The organism is Alcaligenes nematophilus, from assembly GCF_026344155.1.
Lineage (GTDB): Bacteria > Pseudomonadota > Gammaproteobacteria > Burkholderiales > Burkholderiaceae_B > Alcaligenes > Alcaligenes phenolicus.
The window spans coordinates 15,512-37,309 of sequence record NZ_JAPKMZ010000003.1 but is presented as its reverse complement, the minus strand read 5'-3'; the positions used below and the strand labels follow the sequence as shown (position 1 = coordinate 37,309).

General features: G+C 57.0%; 19 protein-coding genes. 9 read left to right on the top strand and 10 right to left on the bottom strand.

The window, feature by feature from the left end; genetic code table 11:
• The first annotated feature begins 6 nt into the window (after nucleotides 1–6).
• The gene (locus OSH04_RS08925) at nucleotides 7–1,482 is read left to right on the top strand and encodes an efflux transporter outer membrane subunit (RefSeq protein ID WP_035270390.1); all 1,476 of its coding nucleotides are present in this window, start codon (nucleotides 7–9) and stop codon (nucleotides 1,480–1,482) included.
• A 314-nt stretch (nucleotides 1,483–1,796) separates the two neighbouring features.
• Here the strand turns inward: OSH04_RS08925 and OSH04_RS08920 are convergent, their stop codons facing one another.
• Genes OSH04_RS08920 through OSH04_RS08910 form a run of 3 tightly spaced genes read right to left on the bottom strand, consistent with a single transcriptional unit; the run spans nucleotide 1,797 to nucleotide 4,379 of the window.
• Nucleotides 1,797–2,522, bottom strand: a complete 726-nt coding sequence (locus OSH04_RS08920; RefSeq protein WP_022983621.1) for a spermine/spermidine synthase domain-containing protein — start codon at nucleotides 2,520–2,522, stop codon at nucleotides 1,797–1,799.
• Nucleotides 2,519–3,520: a Nudix family hydrolase gene (locus OSH04_RS08915; protein WP_083054679.1), complete on the bottom strand. Its 1,002-nt coding sequence runs from the start codon at nucleotides 3,518–3,520 to the stop codon at nucleotides 2,519–2,521. Before OSH04_RS08915 ends, OSH04_RS08920 begins: the two co-directional genes overlap by 4 nt.
• On the bottom strand, nucleotides 3,513–4,379 hold the full coding sequence (locus OSH04_RS08910) for an ATP-binding protein (RefSeq protein ID WP_009458756.1): 867 nt from the start codon (nucleotides 4,377–4,379) through the stop codon (nucleotides 3,513–3,515). The genes OSH04_RS08915 and OSH04_RS08910 overlap by 8 nt, the downstream gene beginning before the upstream one ends.
• A gap of 173 nt (nucleotides 4,380–4,552) precedes the next feature.
• Between OSH04_RS08910 and ispB the strand changes: the two genes are divergently transcribed.
• From ispB to OSH04_RS08895, 3 genes are all read left to right on the top strand, one after another.
• Complete coding sequence (gene ispB, locus OSH04_RS08905) at nucleotides 4,553–5,518, top strand: octaprenyl diphosphate synthase (RefSeq protein WP_009458758.1); 966 nt, start codon at nucleotides 4,553–4,555, stop codon at nucleotides 5,516–5,518.
• 253 nt (nucleotides 5,519–5,771) lie between these two features.
• On the top strand, nucleotides 5,772–7,001 hold the full coding sequence (gene gltS / locus OSH04_RS08900) for a sodium/glutamate symporter (RefSeq protein ID WP_035270394.1): 1,230 nt from the start codon (nucleotides 5,772–5,774) through the stop codon (nucleotides 6,999–7,001).
• A gap of 217 nt (nucleotides 7,002–7,218) precedes the next feature.
• Nucleotides 7,219–8,022 (top strand): formylglycine-generating enzyme family protein, encoded by an 804-nt coding sequence (locus OSH04_RS08895; RefSeq protein ID WP_052159303.1) that lies wholly within the window; start codon nucleotides 7,219–7,221, stop codon nucleotides 8,020–8,022.
• Nucleotides 8,023–8,030: 8 nt separating this feature from the next.
• Here the strand turns inward: OSH04_RS08895 and OSH04_RS08890 are convergent, their stop codons facing one another.
• Both OSH04_RS08890 and norR read right to left on the bottom strand, forming a co-directional pair.
• A complete protein-coding gene (locus OSH04_RS08890; RefSeq protein WP_009458784.1) occupies nucleotides 8,031–8,729 on the bottom strand; it encodes a Crp/Fnr family transcriptional regulator in 699 nt (232 codons plus the stop codon).
• A complete protein-coding gene (norR, locus tag OSH04_RS08885; protein ID WP_137430652.1) occupies nucleotides 8,722–10,263 on the bottom strand; it encodes a nitric oxide reductase transcriptional regulator NorR in 1,542 nt (513 codons plus the stop codon). Before norR ends, OSH04_RS08890 begins: the two co-directional genes overlap by 8 nt.
• Nucleotides 10,264–10,569: 306 nt before the next feature.
• Between norR and OSH04_RS08880 the strand changes: the two genes are divergently transcribed.
• The 3 genes from OSH04_RS08880 to OSH04_RS08870 all read left to right on the top strand — a co-directional run bounded on the left by OSH04_RS08880 (nucleotide 10,570) and on the right by OSH04_RS08870 (nucleotide 14,726).
• On the top strand, nucleotides 10,570–12,849 hold the full coding sequence (locus OSH04_RS08880; protein WP_035270396.1) for a nitric-oxide reductase large subunit: 2,280 nt from the start codon (nucleotides 10,570–10,572) through the stop codon (nucleotides 12,847–12,849).
• Between the two features lie 206 nt (nucleotides 12,850–13,055).
• Entirely contained in the window at nucleotides 13,056–14,201 is a 1,146-nt protein-coding gene (nirK, locus tag OSH04_RS08875; protein ID WP_009458792.1) for a copper-containing nitrite reductase, read from the top strand.
• A gap of 195 nt (nucleotides 14,202–14,396) precedes the next feature.
• Entirely contained in the window at nucleotides 14,397–14,726 is a 330-nt protein-coding gene (locus OSH04_RS08870; RefSeq protein WP_035270399.1) for a c-type cytochrome, read from the top strand.
• Nucleotides 14,727–14,750: 24 nt separating this feature from the next.
• Here the strand turns inward: OSH04_RS08870 and OSH04_RS08865 are convergent, their stop codons facing one another.
• The 3 genes from OSH04_RS08865 to OSH04_RS08855 form a co-directional block, all read right to left on the bottom strand.
• Nucleotides 14,751–15,545 carry an exodeoxyribonuclease III gene (locus tag OSH04_RS08865; RefSeq protein ID WP_026484438.1) on the bottom strand — a complete coding sequence of 265 codons (795 nt, stop codon included), beginning with the start codon at nucleotides 15,543–15,545 and terminating at the stop codon, nucleotides 14,751–14,753.
• A 72-nt stretch (nucleotides 15,546–15,617) separates the two neighbouring features.
• Entirely contained in the window at nucleotides 15,618–16,427 is an 810-nt protein-coding gene (locus OSH04_RS08860; protein ID WP_035270400.1) for a DODA-type extradiol aromatic ring-opening family dioxygenase, read from the bottom strand.
• 56 nt (nucleotides 16,428–16,483) lie between these two features.
• The gene (locus tag OSH04_RS08855; RefSeq protein WP_026484436.1) at nucleotides 16,484–16,885 is read right to left on the bottom strand and encodes a DoxX family protein; all 402 of its coding nucleotides are present in this window, start codon (nucleotides 16,883–16,885) and stop codon (nucleotides 16,484–16,486) included.
• A 219-nt stretch (nucleotides 16,886–17,104) separates the two neighbouring features.
• On the opposite strand from OSH04_RS08855, the gene OSH04_RS08850 reads away from it, so the two are divergent.
• Complete coding sequence (locus tag OSH04_RS08850) at nucleotides 17,105–17,995, top strand: LysR family transcriptional regulator (RefSeq protein ID WP_266108291.1); 891 nt, start codon at nucleotides 17,105–17,107, stop codon at nucleotides 17,993–17,995.
• Between the two features lie 53 nt (nucleotides 17,996–18,048).
• The gene (gene pyrE, locus OSH04_RS08845; protein WP_026484434.1) at nucleotides 18,049–18,723 is read left to right on the top strand and encodes an orotate phosphoribosyltransferase; all 675 of its coding nucleotides are present in this window, start codon (nucleotides 18,049–18,051) and stop codon (nucleotides 18,721–18,723) included.
• 90 nt (nucleotides 18,724–18,813) lie between these two features.
• Here the strand turns inward: pyrE and gatB are convergent, their stop codons facing one another.
• Together gatB and gatA are read right to left on the bottom strand one after the other, a co-directional pair.
• Nucleotides 18,814–20,271: an Asp-tRNA(Asn)/Glu-tRNA(Gln) amidotransferase subunit GatB gene (gatB, locus tag OSH04_RS08840; RefSeq protein ID WP_266108290.1), complete on the bottom strand. Its 1,458-nt coding sequence runs from the start codon at nucleotides 20,269–20,271 to the stop codon at nucleotides 18,814–18,816.
• Complete coding sequence (gene gatA, locus OSH04_RS08835; protein ID WP_060186652.1) at nucleotides 20,271–21,791, bottom strand: Asp-tRNA(Asn)/Glu-tRNA(Gln) amidotransferase subunit GatA; 1,521 nt, start codon at nucleotides 21,789–21,791, stop codon at nucleotides 20,271–20,273. Before gatA ends, gatB begins: the two co-directional genes overlap by 1 nt.
• Nucleotides 21,792–21,798 lie beyond the last annotated feature (7 nt).

The following is a 21,798-nucleotide window of genomic DNA, read 5'->3' as shown; positions in this document are numbered from 1 at the left end:
GCTGATATGCCTACTTCTAACGCCATGATTCTTCCGCGCTTCGCACTGGCTGGGATGGTGCTGCTCCTGTCCGCATGTGCTGTTGGCCCTGATTATCAGCGGCCCGAAGCGCCGGTGGGCGAGCACTTCAGGGAAGAGGTACGGTCCACGGCCTGGAAGCAGGCCGAACCGGCTGATTTGAAAGACCGCGGCCCCTGGTGGGAAAGCTTCAACGATGGCGTGCTCAACACCCTGATGCAAAGCCTGAACGAGCAGAACTTCACTTTGCAGCAGGCACAGGCACGCGTTCGTCAGGCGCAGGCCACCCTGTCCAACACGCGTTCGACCCAGTTCCCGCAAGTAGGCAGTTCGGTCGGCACGACACGGCGTGGCAGTGGGTCGGGTGATACCAGCCAAAGCAGCAGCGCCTATGACGCCAGCATCACGGTGAATTGGGAAGTGGACTTGTGGGGGCGGATTCGCCGTCAGGTAGAGGCCGGTGATGCGGGCCTGCAAGCCAGTGCAGCGGATATGGCTGCTACACGCTTGAGCCTGCAGTCTCAATTGGCACAGACTTATTTGCAGTACCGCAGTGTGGAGTCCAGCGAGCGAGTGCTGGATGAAACCGTGGCCGCGTACGAGCGTTCTTTGCAAATCAATCAGAATCGCCTGGACGCCGGGTTTTCGGCACCGGGAGATGTGGCTGCAGCCTTAAGCCAGCTAGAGGGGGCTCGCACCCAGCGCTTGGCCTTGAATCGCGAGAAGGCCACCTACCTGCATGCGATGGCTGTGTTGGTAGGCCGCGCACCTTCCCAGTTTGAGGTGGTGCCTCATGCGCCCTGGCCTGTTGCTCCGGATATTCCGGTGGGTCTGCCATCCAGTTTGCTGGAACGTCGCCCCGATGTGGCCCGTGCCGAGCGTCGCATGGCGCAGGCCAATGCCCAGATTGGTGTGGCCAAGGCTGCCTGGTTTCCCAGTCTGAGCCTGAAGGCCAGTGGGGGGTTCAGCAGCAGTGATCTTAGCGAATGGCTGACGGCACCCGCGCGTGTCTGGTCCCTGGGCCCAGCCTTTGCCCTGACTTTGCTGGATTTTGGGGCACGCCGTGCGCAAGTCGAGCAGGCCGAGGCCAGCTATGACGAACAATTGGCTGCCTACCGTCAGACGGTGCTGGATGCGTTGAAGGAAGTGGAAGATGCCTTGTCTGAACGCAATGGCCTGGAGCTGGAGCAAGCCAGCCAGGCGCGTTCTCTGGCCGCGGCACGCGAATCCCTGCGGCTGACGCGCAATCAGTTTGATGCTGGTCTGGTGGATTTCCTGAGTCTGGCACAAACCCAGGCTACGGCACTGTCGGCCGAGCGGCAGGCTTTGGACCTGGAGTCTCAACGCCTGCGGGCGGCGGTCAAGCTGATGGTGGCCTTGGGTGGTGGCTGGGATGTAGCGACGGGTCTGAATCCCGAAGAGCCGAAAGCGGTGGAAGTTGATCCAGCTGCGAAAGCAGAATAGGTTTGGCCTGACCTACACTAATCTGACCTGACCTGACCTGACCTGACCTGACCTGACCCGATCCAATCTGGTCTTAATCAAGTTTGGTTTAGTTTGGTTTGATGTGGTTCGGCGTTGGCTGAACTTCTTGGCGCTTGGTTTGGTTTGGCCGTTTCACCGTGCTCTCCGGCCTGGCTGGGCCGGAGCTTCAACGCCCGGTTTGCTTCGTATGGACCAAGCAAGGATTGGATTACCGCCCAAGCTTTGGGCTGCAGTTTGCTTGCTTGTAGTTCAATAGCGGCTCATTCCTTGCTTGATAGTGCGCGGAAACCGCCTCAGTCCTGGTCCATCCAGGCATACAGTCCGTCAACCCATTCCTCGCCGTCGGCCAAGCCCAGGGTGGCGTGGATTTCTTCGGCCCGCTGGTACAAATCATCAAAATCAATTTGCGGCGGGTCAGCAAAGGCCAGGGCAACCAGATTGCCATCATGGGTTTCAGGTAACCAGACCACGGCCGGGAAACTCTCTTGCAGCGCATGCAGATTGCGCGCATGGACCAGTTCCGAGCCCAGCAAATTCACCGTTAACAGTCCTTGTGGCCCCAGAGCCTTGCGGCAGGCCTGATAGAAAGCTGCGCTTTCCAGGGCAGGGTGTTCGGCCTGGTCGGAGTACACATCAATTTGCAGCACATCCAGCTCGCCGTAGACGGCATCCAGATAGTCCAGCGCGTCTACCGTGTGCACGTTCAGGCGTTCGTCGTCGGGCGGCAGATTGAATAGCAGGCGACTGGCCTGCACCACTTCCGGGTTGATTTCCACGGCGTCGATGCGCGCCTGGGGGAAGTGCTGGTAGCAAAAGCGTGTCAGGCTGCCTGCGCCCAGGCCAAGCTGAGCAATACGGCGCGGATCGGTCTGGAACAAGGTCCAGATCATCATTTGACGAATGTAGTGCAGCTCTAGCTGATCGGGAGCATCCAGGCGCATGGCACCCTGCACCCAGGCAGAGCCCAGGTGCAGGTAGCGTACGCCTTCGTGTTCCGAAATAGTGACGTGTGGCGTCATGCCGGGTCGTTGTCCAGCATGTGGCGTATACCGGCAATACCGTGTGCACCGTGGTTGCGGGCGTCAGCCAAGGTCTTGGCCGATTGTCCGCCTATGGCAAACACAGGTAGTCCAGCCTGTTCCGCCAGGCTGGCGAAACGGGCCCAGCCCATGCCGGGATCGCCGGGATGGGAGGAGGTTTCCAGGACATGGCCCAGAACCAGAAAGTCCGCCTGGATTTTGCGGGCTATTTCAATATCACTTTCATTGTGCGTGGACATGCCGATCAGGCCTTTGCTGATTGCGGGAAATGTCGTCAGGGTGTCGTGGCATTTCGCGGACAGGGCTTGGGCGTCGCTGGCGCGCAAATGCACACCATCGGCATGGTCCCACCAGCTCTCGGGGTGCAGGCTATTGACCAGGCAGCGCGCTTGGTAGCGCTGGCACAGGTTCACAACTTGCAGGAACGCCTGGTGCAAATGGAATTCGGCATCGGGCCGGGCAGCCCAGGCTGGCTCACGAAACTGGACCAAGGCCGGGCCTTGTTGCAGGGCTTGTTCCAGTTGTTCCAGATAGGCGGGTAAGCGGGCCGGCTCGTCGATGTTGGTAATCAGATAGCGTTCGGGCAGTTGCAGCCATTTAAGCGGCGGTTCGGTAGCAGGCAGTACAGGGCCGACTTCCAAAGGACCTTTAGGGTTGACCCAGGCAAGCTCTTGGCCTTCCAGGCACTGGGGTTCGCCTTCCCATTCCCGCACCAGGCAGAAAGAGAGTTTGACGAAATTCTTGGGGTATTCGTGTGTATAGGTAACCCAGGGGTGTGCGTGGGTGGTTTCAATGCCGAGTTCTTCGCGCAGTTCCCGTACCAGCGCCTGTATGACGCTCTCGCCCGCCTCAATCTTGCCGCCTGGCAGTTCCCACCAGCCCGGCCAGGGTTTATCGGCTGGGCGTTTTCCCAGTAGCACTTGGCCGTGTTGGTTCAGTAAAACGCCAACGGCCACTTCCAACGTGGGTTTAGACATGTCTAGCGGTCCAATCTCTAGCAAATTGACGTGCTACCCGGCCGGAGCGAGAGCCACGTTCCAGAGCCCATTGCAAGGCTTCCATACGCGAGCTTTCGATGTGTTCTGCAGGGCAACCCAAAGCGCCAAGCCAGTAATACACAATGTCCAGGTAGTCGTCTTGTTTAAAGGGGTAAAACGACAACCATAGTCCAAAGCGCTCGGACAGGGATACCTTTTCTTCAACGGCTTCACCAGGGTGGATCTCGCCGTCTGCAGACGTGGAGGCACTCAGGTTCTCTTTCATGTACTCGGGCATCAGGTGACGTCGGTTGGACGTGGCGTAGATCAGTACATTGTCGCCAGGGGAGGCCAGCGAGCCGTCCAGCACGGATTTAAGCGCCTTGTAACCGGCTTCACCTTCTTCAAAGGACAGGTCGTCGCTGAAGATGATGAAGTGTTCGGGGCGGGTGCTGATCAGGTCAATGATGTAGCCCAGGTCGCCCAGATCGGATTTGTCCACTTCGATCAGACGCAGGCCCTGATCGGCAAATTTGGCCAGCATGGCTTTGACCAGCGAGCTTTTGCCCGTACCGCGAGCACCTGTCATCAAGACGTTATTGGCCGGTTTGCCTGCCAGGAAATGGCGGGTGTTGCGCTCAATAATGCCCTTTTGGCGTTCGATATGATGCAGGTCTTCGGTCTGGATGGTGGCTACGTGCTGGACACCTTCAAGCCAGCCGCGCGAACCATTGGTACGCCAGCGAAAAGCAATGGAATCCCAGTTGATAGGGGGTGGAGCAGGGGGCAGCCAGGCTTCCAGTTGAGCGAGAACCCGCTCGGCCCGGCTGATCAGGGTACTAAGGTCTTGCGAACTCAAGACAGTCTCCGTTTCAGGTTGAAATGCTTATTATCGCTAATTTGGCCCCTTTTTCTGTGATCACTGTTGTGCTTGACGCGTAACAATAGGCCCAAAGCGATTCAAAATCGTATAATCATCAAGTTACGGTTGGCCGATAGCGGCCCCCTCCCTTACTCGTCCGGAATTCTGTTTTGAACCTGTCCACCCTGATTGAACCTATTGCCGACGACATGAAGGCTCTTGATGTCGTCATTCGTGAGCGCTTGAATTCGGATGTGGTGCTGATACGCACAATCGGCGAATACATCGTTAGTGCTGGCGGCAAGCGCATGCGTCCTGCGCTGCTGTTGCTGGTAGCCCGTGCGCTGGCTTATCAGGGGAGCACGCACCATCTGTTGGCAGGTGTGGTGGAGTTCATCCACACCGCCACCTTGCTGCACGACGATGTGGTCGATGAATCCGATATGCGACGCGGTCGCCACACGGCCAATGCGGTCTACGGTAATGCCGCCAGCGTGCTGGTTGGCGACTACCTGTACTCGCGCTCCTTCGAGATGATGGTGCAGTCGAACTCCATGCCGGCCATGGCCGTGCTGTCGGCAGCCACCACGGTGATCGCCGAAGGCGAGGTCTTGCAGCTGCTGAACGTACACGACCCGGACGTTTCCCTGGAACGTTATCTGCAAGTCGTACGCTACAAGACAGCCAAGCTGTTTGAAGCGGCGGCGCAAGTGGGGGCGATTGTGGCCGGTGCTTCGCCTGAAATGGAAGAAGCCATGGCCGCCTATGGCCGCCACCTGGGTACCGCCTTCCAATTGGTCGACGACGTCCTCGATTACACCGGTGATGCCCAGGCCTTGGGCAAGAACGTGGGTGACGATCTGCGCGAAGGCAAACCCACCATGCCACTGATCCGTGTCATGGAAGTTGGCACACCCGAGCAGGTTCAACTGATCAAGTCGGCCATTGAAACCGGTGATGCGGATTTTGCCGCTGTTGCACAGGCTATCGAGCAAACCGATGCTTTGGCCTATACCCGTGAAGCGGCCAAGGCAGAAGCCCAGCTGGCTGTTCAGGCCTTGGCTGATGTTCCCGAGAGCGAATTCAAGCAGGTATTACTGAGCTTGTGCGCGTTTTCCATCGAGCGCGACCGCTAAGTCTCCAGCCTTTCCCAACCCGCCACATGGCGGGTTTTTTTGTAATAAAGCGGGCCGATTCAGGGAAATTGGCGTCATTAGGCGCCTGTTCATGTTATTTTTCTCGGTTTTACTACGCTGTTGGTGGTCATGCCTTTGTCCCACAAGGACGAAGTAGCGACGATAGACATGCCTATTTGAACAAATTGGTTTGAAGCCTCTGTCAGACACAAAGGTGCAGGCCCCTTATTCCAAAGATGTAAGGAACGGATAGATGAACATTCAGCTCGATATCGCGCAAACGGTAGGTTTGGCGGCTGTCTTTCTCGTGCTGGGAGAATATATAAAGAATCGCGTTGCTGTATTGGCCCGCTATTTTATTCCCAGCCCCATTATCGGCGGATTGATTTTTGCCTTGATTGCCTTGGTTGGACATCAGACCGGCTCGTTCAACTTTACGTTTAACGACGATATACGCAATTTCTTGCTGATGGCCTTTTTCACGACCATCGGTTTTTCAGCCAGCTTCGAGTTGCTGAAAAAGGGTGGTCTGGCCGTTGCTTTGTTCCTGGGCTGCGCGGTTGTCCTGATTATTTTGCAGAACGTGATGGGCGTGACCTTGGCGACCCTCATGGACGCTAACCCCTTGCTGGGTCTGGCCGCTGGTTCGATCTCCATGACGGGGGGCCACGGTACTTCGGCTGCCTTTGGTCCAATGCTGGAAAATGCCGGTGCTGTTGGGGCTTTGCCTGCTGCCATTGCTGCTTCGACATGGGGGCTGGTAATGGGTTGTGTCATCGGCGGCCCCTTGGGCAAGCGCTTGATGAAAAAATACAATATCGACGGCCCTGCTCCACACCGTCGTCATCGTCGTCAGCATGAGGGTGCAGATGCGCCTCATGTGGTGGAAACCACGGTTAAGGAAACCGTTAAGGTTGACGATGGTGGCTTTGAAATGCCGGTTTACGCCGTAGTCCTGTTGTCCATCGCGATTGGGGTGGGCAGTGTCATCATTGAATGGTTGGGCGAGCGCGGCATTGTGTTGCCAGCCTACCTGGGCTCCATGCTGGTGGCAGCCATCATCCGTAATGTGATCGACTGGCGTCGTTATCGCTTGCCGGAAAAAGAGTTTGAAACCATGGGCAATGTGTCCCTGGCTTTCTTCCTGGTCATGGCGCTGATGGTGATGAAGCTGTGGGAGCTGGCTGAAGTAGCGGGCCCGCTGTTGATCATCCTGATTGCCCAGACGGTGCTGATGTTCTTCTTTGCCAGCTACGTGACTTTCAAGGTCATGGGCAAGGACTACGATGCTGTGGTGATGTCGGCTGGTCATTGTGGTTTTGGTATGGGCGCAACGCCTAACGCCATGGCGAATATGCAGGCCTTTACGGAAGACAATGGTCCATCACGCAAGGCCTTCTTTGTGATCCCGCTGGTGGGCTCCTTGTTCATCGACTTCTTCAATGCCGTGATCATTACCGGTTTTGTGAATTTTCTGACTTAAGTACCGAGAAGTGGGCGCAATCAGCAATATCGCGGCCCTTGTCAGACAGCCCCTTGGATCGATATCCGGTCCCAGGGGCTTTCTTTTTACCTGTGTTGTTGAATCGTGAATCTTGGATCGCTTCTATTTTTGAGTCCTTAAGGACTCTGTTTGCCTTGGCGCAAGGACGCCTGCAGGCGCTTGGGCTTCAATTGTGCTTGTCTTTAGGGAGTGCGCAATGCGAAGCCATGTAGTGGGATCCGTGCTGTTAGTGGCCATTCTGGCCGGATGTTCGTCTGGCGAGCCCAGCAATCCAGCGGGTTTGCCCGAGCTGGTTGAAGTGGCCGGTCCGGCGCGTGAAGTTATGCAGGCCGGTGAATACTTGCTGGATGGGCGTCTGATTGCATCCGACACGGTGATGTACGCTCCTGTTCCCACCTTGAAAGCCATGAAGTATCAGGTCAGTCAGTTTGAGTACGATCAGTGCGTTCGTGCCGAGCGTTGTAAAGCTGCCGATGCGGTGGGCCAAGGACAGGCCAAGAATATGCCGGTGGTCGGTGTCAGCTGGCAAGACGGCCAGGATTACGCCGCCTGGTTAAGTGAGCGCACCGGCAAGCAATTCCGTCTGCCGGATTACCTGGAGTGGAGCTATTTCGCAGACCAGAAAGTGCCTGAGTCGGCCCAAAGCGGTCTGGACGAAAACGAGCAAGCTGCCTTGTGGCTGCAGGAGTATCAGGAGAGCTACAAACGCAAGCAGGAACAGGAAGTTCCCTTGGCACCCTTGGGGCAGGGCGTTGCCAATGCTTATGGGGTGTTTGATGCGGGCGGGCAGGTGGCTGAATGGACCAATACCTGCCATGTCCGGGTACACCGTATCAGCATGCCACGCGCAGAGTCTCGCCTGGAAAACTGCGGTGTCCGTACCCTGGGGGGCGAGCACATTGCGGTGATGCCCGACTTTATTCGCGACCCAAAAACCGGGGCGTGTTCGGTGGGTGTGCCACCGCGTTACTTGGGTCTGCGACTGGTCACTGAAGACTAAACCCGCGCTTAGCCGCGTTCCAGAACCGCTTGTGCAAACTTGTCCAGGTCCGCAATCGTAATTTGCTTGCGGCCTGCCAGAATCAAACCTTGATGATCCCAGCTGCTGACGACGCGGCTGGCCGTGTACAAGGTGGTTCCGGCCAGGTCAGCCAGATCTTGCCGGGTTACCGGAATACTCAAGGACGTCCCTTGTGCACCGCTTTGGCCCACCTGACGAATCAAGCGCAGCAGGCTGTGAGCCAGTCGCTGCTCCACTTCCAGACTATGAATTTCCAGCAGGCGATCATCGGCATCGCTTAGTCGTTGCGCGACCGTGTCTTGTGCAGAGCTGAGCAGGCAAGGAAAGCGTTGCGTCAGGCTGTCCCAGGACTTTTCAGGCCAGGCTAATGCGGCGCTGGTGGTTACGCTAATGGCGGTTGCCGGATAGTTGCGACGGCGCAGGGCAGGGGCAATGCCAATCACGTCGCCGGGCAAGGCAAAACGTACCAGGAGTTGTGAGCCATTGGGCATGGTGCGTACGACTTTGATCAGGCCTTGCAGCAGAACAAAAAAGTGGTCGCTGCTTTGTTCCTGACGAAAGACCTGGCTGTCCTTGTCGTAGTGGATCAGGCGTCCCTCTTGCCACAGTTCGTTAATGCTGGCTGCGTCCAGCTGGGAGAAAACGGGCAGGCTGGCTAACAAGGAGGGGTAGGATATGTCAGTCATCACTTAAGCTTTCTGAGCGGGTTTTAAGCCCTAGTTTGCTGGCCAGCTTGTGCAGATTGCTGGGGTCTATGCCTAGCTGCCGGGCAGCCTGGCTCCAGTTACCGTCAGTCTCATCCAGAGCTTGCCGAATCAGCCGGCTTTGCAGCTGCTCAACGGACTGACGCAAGGATGGGCGAGGTGAGCCAATAGCCGTACTGGTCGCTGCGACAGGCTGGTGGGTAGAAGGTAACAAATTGAGATTATCGGCGCTAAGCGTAAATATTTGGTTACGATCTGGCGTATCGACCAGCAGGCGGATGGTTGCCCGACTGATTAAATGTTCTAGTTCGCGAACATTACCTGGCCAATGATAAGCCAGTAAAGCGGCTTCTGCGTCGGGGGATAAGCGAATTCCGCGCAATCCCAAACGAGAACGGTTGGTTTCCAGAAAGTGGCCTGCCAGCAGCAGAATGTCCTGATGGCGCTCGCGCAAGGCGGGGATCGTGAGGGGGAAAACCGACAGACGGTGAAACAAGTCCGCCCGGAAACCACCTTGGGCGATCTGCTGGCTCAGATCACGGTTGGTGGCAGCAACCAGACGTACATTCAATTTGATGGGGTGGTCCGCCCCCAGGCGCTGAATCTCGCCGTTCTGCAAAGTACGCAGCAACTTGGCCTGTATCGTCAAAGACAACTCGCCGATTTCATCCAGAAACAGGGTGCCGCCCTGGGCCGCTTCAAAGCGCCCGGCCCGATTCTCATGGGCACCCGAGAATGCTCCCTTTACGTGCCCGAATAATTCGCTTTCTGCCAGAGACTCGGGCAGGGCAGCGCAGTTCACGTAGATCAAGGGTTTGTTGTGGCGTGGTGAGCGTTGGTGCAGGCGTTGTGCAAATAACTCCTTCCCCACGCCGGTCTCACCCAGCAAGAGCACAGGCAGCTCGGAGGTGGCCACCGTGTCCAGCAATTGAATGACCTCCAGCAGGGATTTGCTGTTGCCAATGATGGCGGCCGAGTTATTGCGCGACAGGTAATCGGGCGGCAAGGTGGAGAGCAGACGCAAGCTGCGGTTTTCTTCTTCTAGCTCGCTGATGCGAATTGCGCTTTCCAACACCAGACACCAGTGCTTGAGTTCCACCAGCGTGGAGGCTGAAAACGTCCCTGGTCGCAAGGCATCCAGCGTCAGAATGCCCCAGGGCGTGCCCTGGACTTGCAAGGTAATTCCCACGCAATCATGCACCGGCAGGGGCTGGCCCAGCTTGTCATCAAGCAGGCCGTCATACGGGTCCGGCAGGGCACAGTTGGGTTCAAAGCGGGTCAGGCTGGGGGAGTTCAAGATCCGCGTCAGTCGGGGGTGATCTGCAATGACAAAGTGACGCCCCAGGGTGTCATGGCCCAGACCACTGGCCGCCACAATGCGCAGCACCGTGTCGTCCAGCTTCAGCAAACCTGCCGCATCACAGCCAAAGTGCCGTGCCAGCAAATGCACCATGCGCTGCAGGCGTAACGGTCCCGGAATCTCGGTGGCAAGGTCGGCAATCAAGAGATCTAGCATGGGTGAAAAATACCCTTATGGTGAAAAATACCCAGTTTTGTCGAGGTAGTTTATACCCAGGCTGACGGCAACCCTTTGATCTATGTCGTCCGGGACTTGGCACGGTCTTTGCTTTAGATGTTTTGTCATACATTTTTAAGGACTATGACATGACCCCCGACTTAGCAGAACATCGCTACAAGGCGTGTACTTCGGTCCGTCCCCCGTTCCGGGGCCGTACCCAAACAGGTTTTGACCAGGTAACTGGGTCCTGCCAGGACTTGTTTGGATTGGGTCGTTTGATTCATCAGCGAGACGGAGAAGAAAATGCGTAGCTATAAAAAACTATGGTGGTCCCTGGTGGCAGTCACCATGGTCACCTTTGCCATCCTGGGATGGACAGGTGTAGAGGTGTATCGTCAGGCACCCCCCATGCCCGTCAAGGTAGTCACACCGGATGGCCGTGAATTTACCTCACAGGAACAGATACATCGTGGCCAGTCCGCCTGGCAAAGTACTGGCGGTATGCAGCTGGGCTCGATCTGGGGGCATGGGGCCTACCAGGCCCCGGACTGGAGCGCGGACTGGCTGCACCGGGAGGCTCTGGCCTGGCTGGATCTGGCCGCCCAGCAAACCTACTCGCTGAACTATGATCAGCTGACATCCAGTCAGCAGGCCACCTTGCGGCAGGAACTGCAGGACGAATACCGTCCTAACCGCATTGATGAAGCGACGGGCGTATTGCAGATCAGCGATCGCCGCGCCAAGGCCATCGACACCACTGCCCAGTATTACATCGACCTGTTTGGTGATGCGCCCGAGCTGAAATCCAGCCGCGAAAGCTTCGCCATGAAGGACAACACCTTGCCAGAGCTGCAGCGCCGTCAGGACATGACCCGCTTTTTCTTCTGGCTGTCCTGGGCCACGGTAACGGAGCGTCCTGGCACTACCGTCAGCTATACCAACAACTGGCCACATGAGCCCTTGGTGGATAACCATCCTTCCACGGCCAATATCGTCTGGTCCATTGTCAGTATCGTGCTCTTGCTGGCCGGTATTGGTTTGCTGGTCTGGATCTGGGCCTTTACGCACAAAGAAGAGGAAGCCCCTGTTGCACCGGCCACTGATCCGGTTCTGGCATTTCGCCTGACCCCTTCGCAGCGTGCCCTGAAAAAATATGCCTTCCTGACGGTTGCCCTGTTTGTCATCCAGGTCTTCCTGGGCGGCTTTACGGCGCACTACACGGTTGAAGGCCAGATGTTCTATGGCATAGACGTGTCGCAGTGGTTCCCTTACTCCTTGACCCGTACCTGGCATATTCAGGCAGCCCTTTTGTGGATTGCCAGTGGCTTCCTGACCGCTGGTCTGTTCCTGGTGCCATTGATTAATGGGGGCGAGGATCCGAAGTTTCAGCGTCTGGGTGTGGACGTTCTGTTCGGCGCTCTGGTTGTACTCTTTATTGGTTCTTTTGCCGGCAACTTCCTGGCCATCAAAAACATCCTGCCCCCCGAGCTGAACTTCTGGTTCGGTCACCAGGGTTATGAGTATCTGGATCTGGGCCGTTTCTGGCAGATCATCAAGTTCATTGGCTTGGCTTTCTGGCTCTTGTTGATGTTGCGTGGCATGTGGCCTGCCTTGCGTCGTGACAAGGGCGACAACCATTTATTGGTTCTGTTGACCATCTCTACCGTGGCCATTGGTCTGTTCTACGGTACTGGCTTGTTCTATGGCGAGCACACCAATATCACCATCATGGAGTACTGGCGCTGGTGGGTGGTTCACCTGTGGGTTGAGGGTTTCTTCGAGGTCTTTGCAACGGTTGCCATGGGCTTTATCTTCCTGACCTTGGGTCTGGTTTCCAAGCGTAGTGCCACGATTGCGGGTTTGGCAGCGGCCTCGCTGTTCCTGGTCGGTGGTGTGCCTGGTACTTTGCACCACCTGTACTTCTCGGGTACGACCACGCCGATCATGGCCATTGGTGCTTCCTTCAGCGCGTTGGAAGTGGTGCCTTTGATCATGTTGGGCTACGAAGCTTTCCATAACTGGAAGATGCAGAAACAAGCCAGCTGGATGAGTGATCTGCGTTGGCCCGTCATGTTCTTTGTGGCCGTGGCCTTCTGGAACATGCTGGGTGCTGGTGTGTTTGGCTTCCTGATCAACCCACCTATCTCGCTGTACTACATCCAGGGTTTGAACACCACGCCATTGCATGCTCACGCAGCCTTGTTCGGTGTGTATGGCTTCCTGTCTTTGGGCTTTGTCTTGCTGGTGGTGCGTTATATCTCGCCCGAGGTTCGTTACAACGATCGCCTGATGAGCTGGGGCTTCTGGACGCTGAACCTGGGTCTGGTGCTGATGATGTTCGTCAGCCTGCTGCCAGCCGGGATTATTCAGGCCTGGGCCAGCATCTCGGAAGGCATGTGGTATGCCCGTAGCGAAGAGTTCATGCAGCAGCCTATCCTGCAATCTTTGCGCTGGTGGCGCACCTTGGGTGACGTTGTGTTCATTGCCGGTGCCTTGATTGTGTTCCAGCAGGTTTGGGTACGTATCATGGCTGGCCGTCGCGGTGCCGCTGCCAATGCTGCAGGTGCAGTAAAAGCATCGTGATCTTGTTTAAGGACGGTCTGTTTTTTCTGTGAGATTCCGTCTATGAAAAAAACCGCCTTCGGGCGGTTTTTTTTGTTGCTTATGCGAGATGCTTGCGCTGCAGCAAAGAGCGGGAAGTCTGATTGCGGTCCAATACATCCTGTAACTGTTAGATCTGAATAACATTTAATCAGCAGGCATCACGCCTGGATCAAACCGGAGGTAGTATGGAACGTCGTCATTTCTTGAAAAGTGCTGGCCTAGGTGTCGCCGCAGGAACGACTTTGCTGGCGGCTCAAGTACAAGCCCGCGAGACGGCTGCACCAAAAAAGAACGCGCCCTGGCTGGCCGCGCGTACAGAAGCCCAGATCGCCAAGCTGGAGCGGGTCAAGGTGGATCTGGTTGCGCCTCCTATGGTCCACAAGCACGAGCAGAAAGTAGGTCCCGAGCCTCGCGTGGTGGAGTTCCGCATGAGCATCGTGGAAAAAGAGATCGTGGTCGATCGCGATGGCACCACCATGCACGCCATGATGTTTGATGGCTCCATGCCCGGCCCCACCATGGTTGTGCATGAAGGCGACTACCTGGAGCTGACTCTGGTCAACCCGGCCAGCAACACTATGCCGCACAACATCGACTTTCACGCCTCGACTGGCGCGCTGGGCGGTGCCAAGTTGACCAACGTGAACCCCGGCGAACAAGCCACCTTGCGCTTCAAGGCCGACCGTACCGGTACGTTTGTGTACCACTGCGCACCCGAAGGCTCGGTAGCCTGGCACGTGGTCCAGGGCATGCACGGTACCGTCATGGTGCTGCCACGCGACGGCCTGAAGGATTCGGCGGGCAACTCGCTGCATTACGACCGTGTCTACACCATTGGCGAGTTTGACCTCTACATCCCTCGTGATGAAAAGGGCAACTTCAAAAAGTATGGTTCCTCGGCTGAAAGCTATGGCGACACCCTGGAAGCCATGCGTGGTCTGATCCCCAGCCACGTGGTGTTCAACGGCAAGGTCGGTGCCTTGATGGGCGACGGTGCCATGAAGGCCAACGTGGGTGAAACCGTGCTGTTCATTCACTCGCAGGCCAACCGCGACACCCGTCCTCACCTGATCGGTGGTCACGGTGATTGGGTTTGGGAACTGGGCAAGTTTGATGATCCACCTGCCAAGAACCTGGAAACCTGGTTCATTCGCGGCGGTTCGGCCGGTGTGGCGCTCTACACCTTCAAGCAGCCTGGTGTGTACGCCTATGTGAACCACAACCTGATCGAAGCCATGGAACTGGGCGCAGCAGGTCACGTTCTGGTCGAAGGCGAATGGAACGACGACTTGATGAAGCAAGTCAGCCCTCCCGGCCCGATCAAGGGTTAAGCAGGGTTGGCACCCGGTACGCGGAATTGAGGACCAGAAGCACCTATCAATTCCGCCGGGCTTCAAGGCAGTTATTGGATCGTGAGTAGTTAGTGAAAACGCAAGAGGCGCGAACCATGAAAAACGGGCCTCTTGTACAGAAAACGAAGTATCAGCCAGGCATGCATTCATGCCGACTGTTTAAAGGGTAAACCCATGAGAACCTATCGCCCCGCCACCATGATGTACTCCGCAATGGCCGCTTTGTTTTTGCTGGCCGCCGCACCTGCAGCACATGCCAACTCGGACGAAGCTCTCAAGCTGTACAAGTCTTCGTGTATGGTCTGTCATGCATCGGGTATGGCCAATGCCCCTCGTTTGGGTGACAAGGCTCGTTGGGAGCCCCTGATCGCCCAAGGCGAAGACGCCTTGATGCAAGTTGTGCTGAACGGCAAGGGCGCCATGCCCCCACGCGGTGCAGCACCCAAAGCAACCGATGAACAATTGCGTAGCGTTGTGCGCTACATGATTGAAAAAGCCAGCTAAGGCGCTGGCTTTTTCAGGCTGGATTTACAGGCTCCAGTCGTAATCAACCGTCAGTGGTGCGTGGTCGCTGAAACGCTCTTCCTTATAGACCGTTGCACTGCGCGCCTTGGCAGCAATACCTGGGGTGGCAATTTGATAATCAATGCGCCACCCCACATTTTTGGCCCAAGCCTGGCCGCGGTTGCTCCACCAGGTGTAGCACTCGTCCGTGGTATCGGGATGCAGGCTGCGGTACACATCCACCCAAGCCAGTTCGCCCAGCACTTTGCTCATCCAGGCGCGTTCTTCTGGCAGAAAACCGCTGTTTTTCAGATTGCCTTTCCAGTTCTTCAAATCGGCTTCGTGGTGCGCAATATTCCAGTCACCGCAAATGATGAACTCGCGGCCGGTATCGCGGTGTTCCTGCATCAAGCCATTAATCCATTGCTCAAAATGATCCAGAAAGCGGTACTTGGCGGTTTGACGCTCGTCGCCCGATGAACCCGAGGGCAGGTAGGCGCTGATCACACTAAGGTCGTTCCAGTCGGCGCGGATAATGCGGCCTTCAGCATCGAACTCTTCGCAGGCCATGCCTTCGGCCACGCTTTCTGCCTTGTGGTTCAGGTACAGGCCTACACCGCTATAGCCTTTTTTCTGAGCATGGTGGAAATGCCCGTGGTATTGACCGGGGTTGGTCAAATCGGGGGTCAGATCAGGCTCGCTAATCTTGATTTCCTGCATGCAGACAATATGAGGTTTCTGGGCTTCCAGCCAGGCGGGCAGGCCTTTACGAAAGGCGGCCCGAATACCGTTGACGTTTAACGAGGTGACGCGTAACACGTGGCAATTCTCCTTATAGCGTCAGCACTTTAACCCGTAACCTGCCTGGATGTCAGTGGCCGTCAGAGCTTGTTACGACGCTGAGCTGAAGCGGTAGCTGGACACGGTCAAGCCACCAAAGGCCTGGGTTTCGTGGTGGAAGCGATGCGCTGCGTCGCCACGCGCAGCACCAGCGGCCACCATGAGGGGAACCAGGTGATCTTCGCGGGGATGGGCAATACGTGCGGCCGGGGCCTGTTCCCAGTCCATCAAGGCCTGACGACGGGCGGCAGGGTCCTCCAGGCTCAGGCTTTGATGCAGCCAGGCATCAAACTGGGCAGAGGGCTGCACACCGCCAGGGCCCATATTGCGCAGGTTGTGATAGCTCAGACCGCTGCCAATAATCAGCACCTCTTCGTCTCGTAAAGGCGCAAGCGCCTCGCCCATGGCGTAGTGCAGGGCCGGGTCGTAGTTCGCGTGAATGGACAGTTGCACCATAGGCACTTTGGCTTGCGGATAGATCACATAAGCCGGTACGAATGCACCGTGGTCAAAGCCACGCTGCGAATCCAGATGAGTGGGCAGGCCAGCGCCTTCCAGCAAATTACAGACCTGTTGGGCCAGAGCAGGATCGCCTGGTGCAGGGTAGTGAATCTCGTACGTGTGGGACGGAAAGCCGTAATAGTCGTACACCATGCTCGGTTGTGCTGCGGCGGCAACCAGCAGATTGGCTTGTTGAGCTTCCCAGTGGGCGGAGACCATCAAGATCGCTTTGGGTGTGCGCCCCAATTGGCGTGGAATATCCTGCAAGGCAGCACGCAGCGGGGCGTACATGGTTTGCGCTTCAGGCATCCAGGGCCAGGGTCCGCCACCATGCGAGATGAAGTAGGTGGGCATTGTCATGATGATCTCCTGCCCCTGCCCTGATAGGGGCAGGGGATAAGGGGTTGGTTAAGGCGTCAGGCTTTGCCGCGGCCTGCGTCAATACTCCATGGGCCTGGGCCGGCAAAGGCCAGGTACAGGAAGGCAAAGCAGAACAGAACTGCCGCCTCACCGCCATTGAGGATAGGGGTTGCGAAGGTGCTGCCGCTGGCGTGGCCAATAAAGTAAGCGAAAGCGCACAGGCCCGAAGCAATAAAGGCCGCAAAACGAGAGAACAGACCAATCACCAGCAAGACACCCAGAACCAGTTCCAGAATGCCCGCAATGCCGTAAATGGAGCTGATTTGCAGGTTGGCAAACATGTCTACTTTGGGGAAACCCAGGATCTTGGCAGTACCGTGTGTCAGCAGGAGGTAGCCTGTAACGATGCGCAGCAGGCTAAGGATGCGAGGAGTCCAGCTAGAGGTAAGGGCGCTCATGTATGTTCCTTTGGAAAGTTGACAGTATCGGTAAACGAAGCACTGGCCCGGCGTAGTGACAAAAGCTCTGTGTCAGGCATGACGTGATGTCATCCTGGTGCTGGTCCCGCCCATTCAAGGCCCAGACAGGCACCGGGTTAGCGCTCGTTCAAGATTAATCAATTACTATCAGGAAATAAACAGGCCTATTTTCATTAGTTACTTTCTTATTAGGAAAGCATGGATACGATTCAGAGTTTGCGGGTGTTCCGGGAAATCGTCGCAGCGGACAGCTTTGCAGCGGCGGCGCAACGCTTGGATATGTCTGCGCCCATGGTCAGCAAGCACTTGGCCAATCTGGAAAAACAGCTGGGCGCCCGCTTGCTCCATCGCAGCAGCCGTCGTTTGAGCCTGACGGAGTTGGGGCAAACCTACTTTGATTATTGCTTGCAGGCACTCGATACTCTGGAGCGCGGACAGCAGGCATTATCGGGTTCTGAGCATCAGCCCCAAGGTGTGTTGAGAGTGACGGCCCCCGTATGGTTTGCCAACCGCAAAGTGGCGCAGCTGTTGCAGGATTACCAAACACGCTATCCGGAAGTGACTCTGGACATGAGCCTGAGCAATCACAAAGTGGATTTGGTGGCGGAAGGTTTTGATCTGGCCTTGCGGGTGATGCGCGAGCCTGCGCCGCATCAGATTGCACGTCTTATTTGCCCCACGCCCTTTCATCTGGTGGCCAGCCCGGAGTTTGTGGCCCAGCACGGCATGCCGCGTAACTGTGCGGAGGTGATGCGTCTGCCGGCTATCAGCCCCAGTTATTTACAGCAGCCCAGTTTTGAATTTTTGGGGCCGGACGGGCCGGAGTCCTTGCGCCTGAATCCTTTCATGCGTTCGGATAACACCAATCTGACTTATTACAGTGCGTTGGGTGGAGCAGGGCTGGCCTATTTGCCGGAGTGGCTGGTGATGGATGATCTGGAAAGTGGTCGGCTGGTTCGCCTGTTGCCCGATTACACCGAAGAGCTGCAGCAGCTGCATGCCGTCTATGCCAGCCGTCGCTATTTGACACCTAAAGTGCGCAGTTTTATCGACTTCTTGCTGGAAGAGCTGGCCGAACCTGCCAAGTGATGGCTCACATCACGCTAAAATGCCTTTCGTCTCTATCTTTTTCATACTCTGTCATGTCGGCTAATAACGATAATCGTCGCAATTTTGTGCGCTTCTCCCTGGAACAGGGAGTGCTGCGTTTTGGGGAATTCAAGGTCAAGTCTGGCCGTTTGAGCCCTTACTTCTTCAATGCCGGCCTGTTCAATACGGGACGTAGTGTGGGTCAGCTGGCCCGTTTCTATGCTCAGGCTTTGCTGGATTCGGGCGTGTCTTTTGACATGCTGTTTGGTCCCGCCTACAAGGGGATTCCTCTGGCTGCCGCAACCTCAATTGCCCTGGCCGAGCATCCACAAATCGGTGATCGTGATGTGCCTTTTGCTTTCAACCGCAAGGAAGCCAAAGACCACGGTGAAGGCGGCACCCTGGTGGGCGCTCCCTTGCAAGGCAAGGTCGTGATTATTGATGACGTGATCACAGCGGGTACGTCCGTGCGTGAATCCATGCAGATCATCAAGGCCGCAGGTGCAGAACCTGCCGCGGTGCTGATTGCTCTGGATCGCATGGAGCGCGCCGGTAACGATCAGGAACTGTCCGCGCATTCTGCAGTGCAGGAAGTGGAACAGACTTACGGTATTCCTGTGATCAGCATTGCCTCTTTGGCTGACATCATGGCGGTGCTGGCGGATGACACCACCTTGGCTGCTCATGCTCCTCAAGTGAAAGCCTACCGCGATCGCTACGGTGTCTGATCATCTGCGTTTGGCAAGCAAAGTTCAGCAGTAAAAAAACACCAGGCCAAGGCCTGGTGTTTTTGTATCCGTTAAGCGCAGAGTCCGGACTTAGGCGTCCAGCTTTTGCTTGAGCATTTCGTTGATCTGCTGCGGATTGGCCTTGCCCTTGGCCACCTTCATCACCTGGCCGACCAGAGCGTTGAAGGCTTTTGGCTTGCCGGCACGGTGCTGCTCGACGATGCTGGGGTTGGCGGCCAGTACTTCGTCCACCATGGCCTCAATGGCACCTACGTCATTGATCTGCTTCAAGCCACGGGCGTCGATAATGGCATCCACATCGCCATTGAGCTCGCCATCCCACTGTGCCGCAAACACGTCACGGGCAATCTTGTTGGAGATGGTGCCGTCCGCAATACGGGCAATCAGCTTAGCCAATTGTGCTGGGCTGACTTTGGACTGCTCAATGCTCAGCTCTTCACGGTTCAAGGCAGCCGACAGTTCGCCCAGAATCCAGTTGGCGGCCAGTTTCGCGTTCGCCTTGGAGCCCGCCTGCAAGATGGCTTCGAAGAAGTCAGCCGTTGCACGATCTACCGTCAGTTGCGAGGCATCGTAACGGCTCAGTTCAAACTCTTGCTCGAAGCGAGCCAGTTTCTGGGCGGGCAGTTCAGGCATGTCCTGACGAACCTGTTCGATCCACTCTTCACTGATAAACAGAGGTGGCAGGTCAGGATCGGGGAAGTAGCGGTAATCGTGTGCGTCTTCCTTGCTGCGCATGCTGCGGGTCTCGTCACGGTCCGAGTCGTACAGGCGCGTTTCCTGGATGACTTTGCCACCGTCTTCGATCAGCTCGATCTGGCGGCGTGCTTCGTATTGAATGGCACGTTCCAGGAAGCGGAAGGAGTTGATGTTCTTCAGTTCGCAGCGAGTGCCAAATTCTTTCTGGCCTTTAGGGCGTACCGATACGTTGGCATCCACACGGAAAGAGCCTTCCTGCATATTGCCGTCGCAAATGCCCAGCCAGACTACCAGGCTGTGCAGGGCGCGTGCATAGCCCACGGCTTCAGCCGCCGAGCGCATTTCAGGTTCGGACACGATTTCCAGCAGCGGAGTGCCTGCGCGGTTCAAGTCGATCCCGGTGCTGGACTCGCCGTAAGGACCACGGAAGTTTTCATGCAGGGATTTACCGGCATCTTCTTCCAAGTGGGCGCGAGTCAGATTGATGGTTTTTTCTTCACCGTCCAGCATGAAGCTGACCGTACCGCCGCTGACGACAGGAATTTCCATCTGGCTGATCTGGTAGTTCTTGGGCAGATCCGGGTAGAAGTAGTTCTTGCGCTCGAACACGGAGCGCGGCGCAATGTGGCCGCCTACGGCCAGACCCAGGCGAATTGCCCGTTCGGCAGCGCCACGGTTAAAGACAGGCAGAGCGCCGGGCAAGGCCATATCGACTTCGTTGGCTTGCGTGTTGGGCAAGGCGCCAAAGCGAGTGCTGCTGCTGGAGAAGATTTTGGATTCGGTCGAGAGCTGGGTATGAGTTTCCAGCCCGATCACAATTTCCCATTCCATTATTGTTGTCCTGGTTGACGTTGATGCCAGTCGGTGACTTGCTGGAAGCGGTCGGCAAAGGCCAGCAACTGGCCTTCACGGAAGTAGTTGCCAATGATTTGCAGGCCGATGGGCAGGGGGCGCTCATCCTTGCTGAAGCCGCAAGGAATGGACATGGCGGGCAGGCCGGCCAGGCTCACGCCCAGTGTGTAGACGTCGCCCAGCCAATCGGTGGTGGGATCCTCGATGGTGGCACCCAGCTTGCGGCCCAGAGCCGGTGTGACGGGGCCCAGGATCAGGTCGCACTGTTCAAAGACTTTCTGGAAGTCGTCCACAATCATGCGGCGCACGCGTTGGGCTTGCAGATAGTAAGCGTCGTAGTAGCCATGCGAGAGCACATAAGTGCCGACCAGGATGCGGCGTACCACTTCAGGGCCAAAGCCTTCCGAGCGCGAACGCGAAATCATGCTGTTCAGATCGGTGTACTGGCTGGCGCGGTGGCCAAAGCGTACGCCGTCAAAGCGCGACAGGTTGGTGGAGGCCTCAGCGGGGCTGATGACGTAATAAGTAGGGACAGACAGCTCTGTCAGGGGTAGTTGCACGGTGACGCGCTCTGCACCCAGGCTTTCGTAGGTTTTCAGGGCGGCTTCAATGGCGTCGGCAACGACCGGGTCCAGACCGGGGCCAAAGAACTGGGCGGGCACACCAATACGCAGGCCTTTCAGTGGCTGGCTGCCTTGGGTTTCTTGTTGAGCCTGTTGCTGTTCAAATTGCTGACGAATGCGCGCGCCGTTATTGGGCTGGTCGTCGCAAAACTCCAGGCTGGTGGCGTCTTGCGGGTCGAAACCACACATGTTCTCCAGCAAGTCCAGCAAGTCGCGTGCATTGCGAGCGATAGGGCCGGCCTGATCCAGGCTGGAGCCGTAGGCAATAATGCCGAAGCGGGAAATCGTGCCGTAGGTGGGCTTGATGCCGCTGACACCACACAGGGCGGCAGGCTGGCGAATCGAACCACCGGTATCGGTTGCAGTCGCACCCGCTACCAGGCCAGCAGCGACAGCGGCGGCAGAACCACCCGAGGAGCCACCGGGCACCATGGAGTGATCCCAAGGGTTGCGCACGGGGCCAAACACCGAGCTTTCGTTGCGCGAGCCCATGGCGAACTCGTCACAGTTCAGCTTGCCCAGCGAGACAGCACCGGCTGCCTGCAGCTTGGTCACGACCGTGGCGTCAAAGGGGCTGACGTAGCCTTCCAGCATTTTGCTGCAGGCGGTGGTCTGCCAATCCTTGGTGACAAACAAATCTTTGTGGGCGATAGGGATGCCGGTCAGTGGACCGGCCTTGCCTTGAGCAATCAGGGCGTCAGCGGCATCGGCCTGGGCCAGGGTCAGGGCAGCGTCCTGCTGCACGAAGGCATTGAGCTCTTTTTGACGGGCGCTGTTGTCCAGGGCTTGCTGGGCCAGCTCGCGGGCACTGACGGTTTTGTTTTGCAGAGCTTGGCGCAGCGCTGCAATAGTCGCGAATTCAGGGGTAAAAGACATGGTTTTG

Excerpts from the sequence above, each read along its gene's own strand:
- OSH04_RS08925 (WP_035270390.1), top strand. The coding sequence starts at position 7 with ATGCCTACTTCTAACGCCATGATTCTTCCGCGCTTCGCACTGGCTGGG.
- OSH04_RS08920 (WP_022983621.1), bottom strand. The coding sequence starts at position 2,522 with ATGACGCCACACGTCACTATTTCGGAACACGAAGGCGTACGCTACCTG.
- OSH04_RS08915 (WP_083054679.1), bottom strand. The coding sequence starts at position 3,520 with ATGTCTAAACCCACGTTGGAAGTGGCCGTTGGCGTTTTACTGAACCAA.
- gltS (WP_035270394.1), top strand. The coding sequence starts at position 5,772 with ATGAACATTCAGCTCGATATCGCGCAAACGGTAGGTTTGGCGGCTGTC.
- OSH04_RS08895 (WP_052159303.1), top strand. The coding sequence starts at position 7,219 with ATGCGAAGCCATGTAGTGGGATCCGTGCTGTTAGTGGCCATTCTGGCC.
- OSH04_RS08890 (WP_009458784.1), bottom strand. The coding sequence starts at position 8,729 with ATGACTGACATATCCTACCCCTCCTTGTTAGCCAGCCTGCCCGTTTTC.
- norR (WP_137430652.1), bottom strand. The coding sequence starts at position 10,263 with ATGCTAGATCTCTTGATTGCCGACCTTGCCACCGAGATTCCGGGACCG.
- OSH04_RS08880 (WP_035270396.1), top strand. The coding sequence starts at position 10,570 with ATGCGTAGCTATAAAAAACTATGGTGGTCCCTGGTGGCAGTCACCATG.
- nirK (WP_009458792.1), top strand. The coding sequence starts at position 13,056 with ATGGAACGTCGTCATTTCTTGAAAAGTGCTGGCCTAGGTGTCGCCGCA.
- OSH04_RS08870 (WP_035270399.1), top strand. The coding sequence starts at position 14,397 with ATGAGAACCTATCGCCCCGCCACCATGATGTACTCCGCAATGGCCGCT.
- OSH04_RS08860 (WP_035270400.1), bottom strand. The coding sequence starts at position 16,427 with ATGACAATGCCCACCTACTTCATCTCGCATGGTGGCGGACCCTGGCCC.
- OSH04_RS08855 (WP_026484436.1), bottom strand. The coding sequence starts at position 16,885 with ATGAGCGCCCTTACCTCTAGCTGGACTCCTCGCATCCTTAGCCTGCTG.
- OSH04_RS08850 (WP_266108291.1), top strand. The coding sequence starts at position 17,105 with ATGGATACGATTCAGAGTTTGCGGGTGTTCCGGGAAATCGTCGCAGCG.
- pyrE (WP_026484434.1), top strand. The coding sequence starts at position 18,049 with ATGTCGGCTAATAACGATAATCGTCGCAATTTTGTGCGCTTCTCCCTG.
- gatB (WP_266108290.1), bottom strand. The coding sequence starts at position 20,271 with ATGGAATGGGAAATTGTGATCGGGCTGGAAACTCATACCCAGCTCTCG.
- gatA (WP_060186652.1), bottom strand. The coding sequence starts at position 21,791 with ATGTCTTTTACCCCTGAATTCGCGACTATTGCAGCGCTGCGCCAAGCT.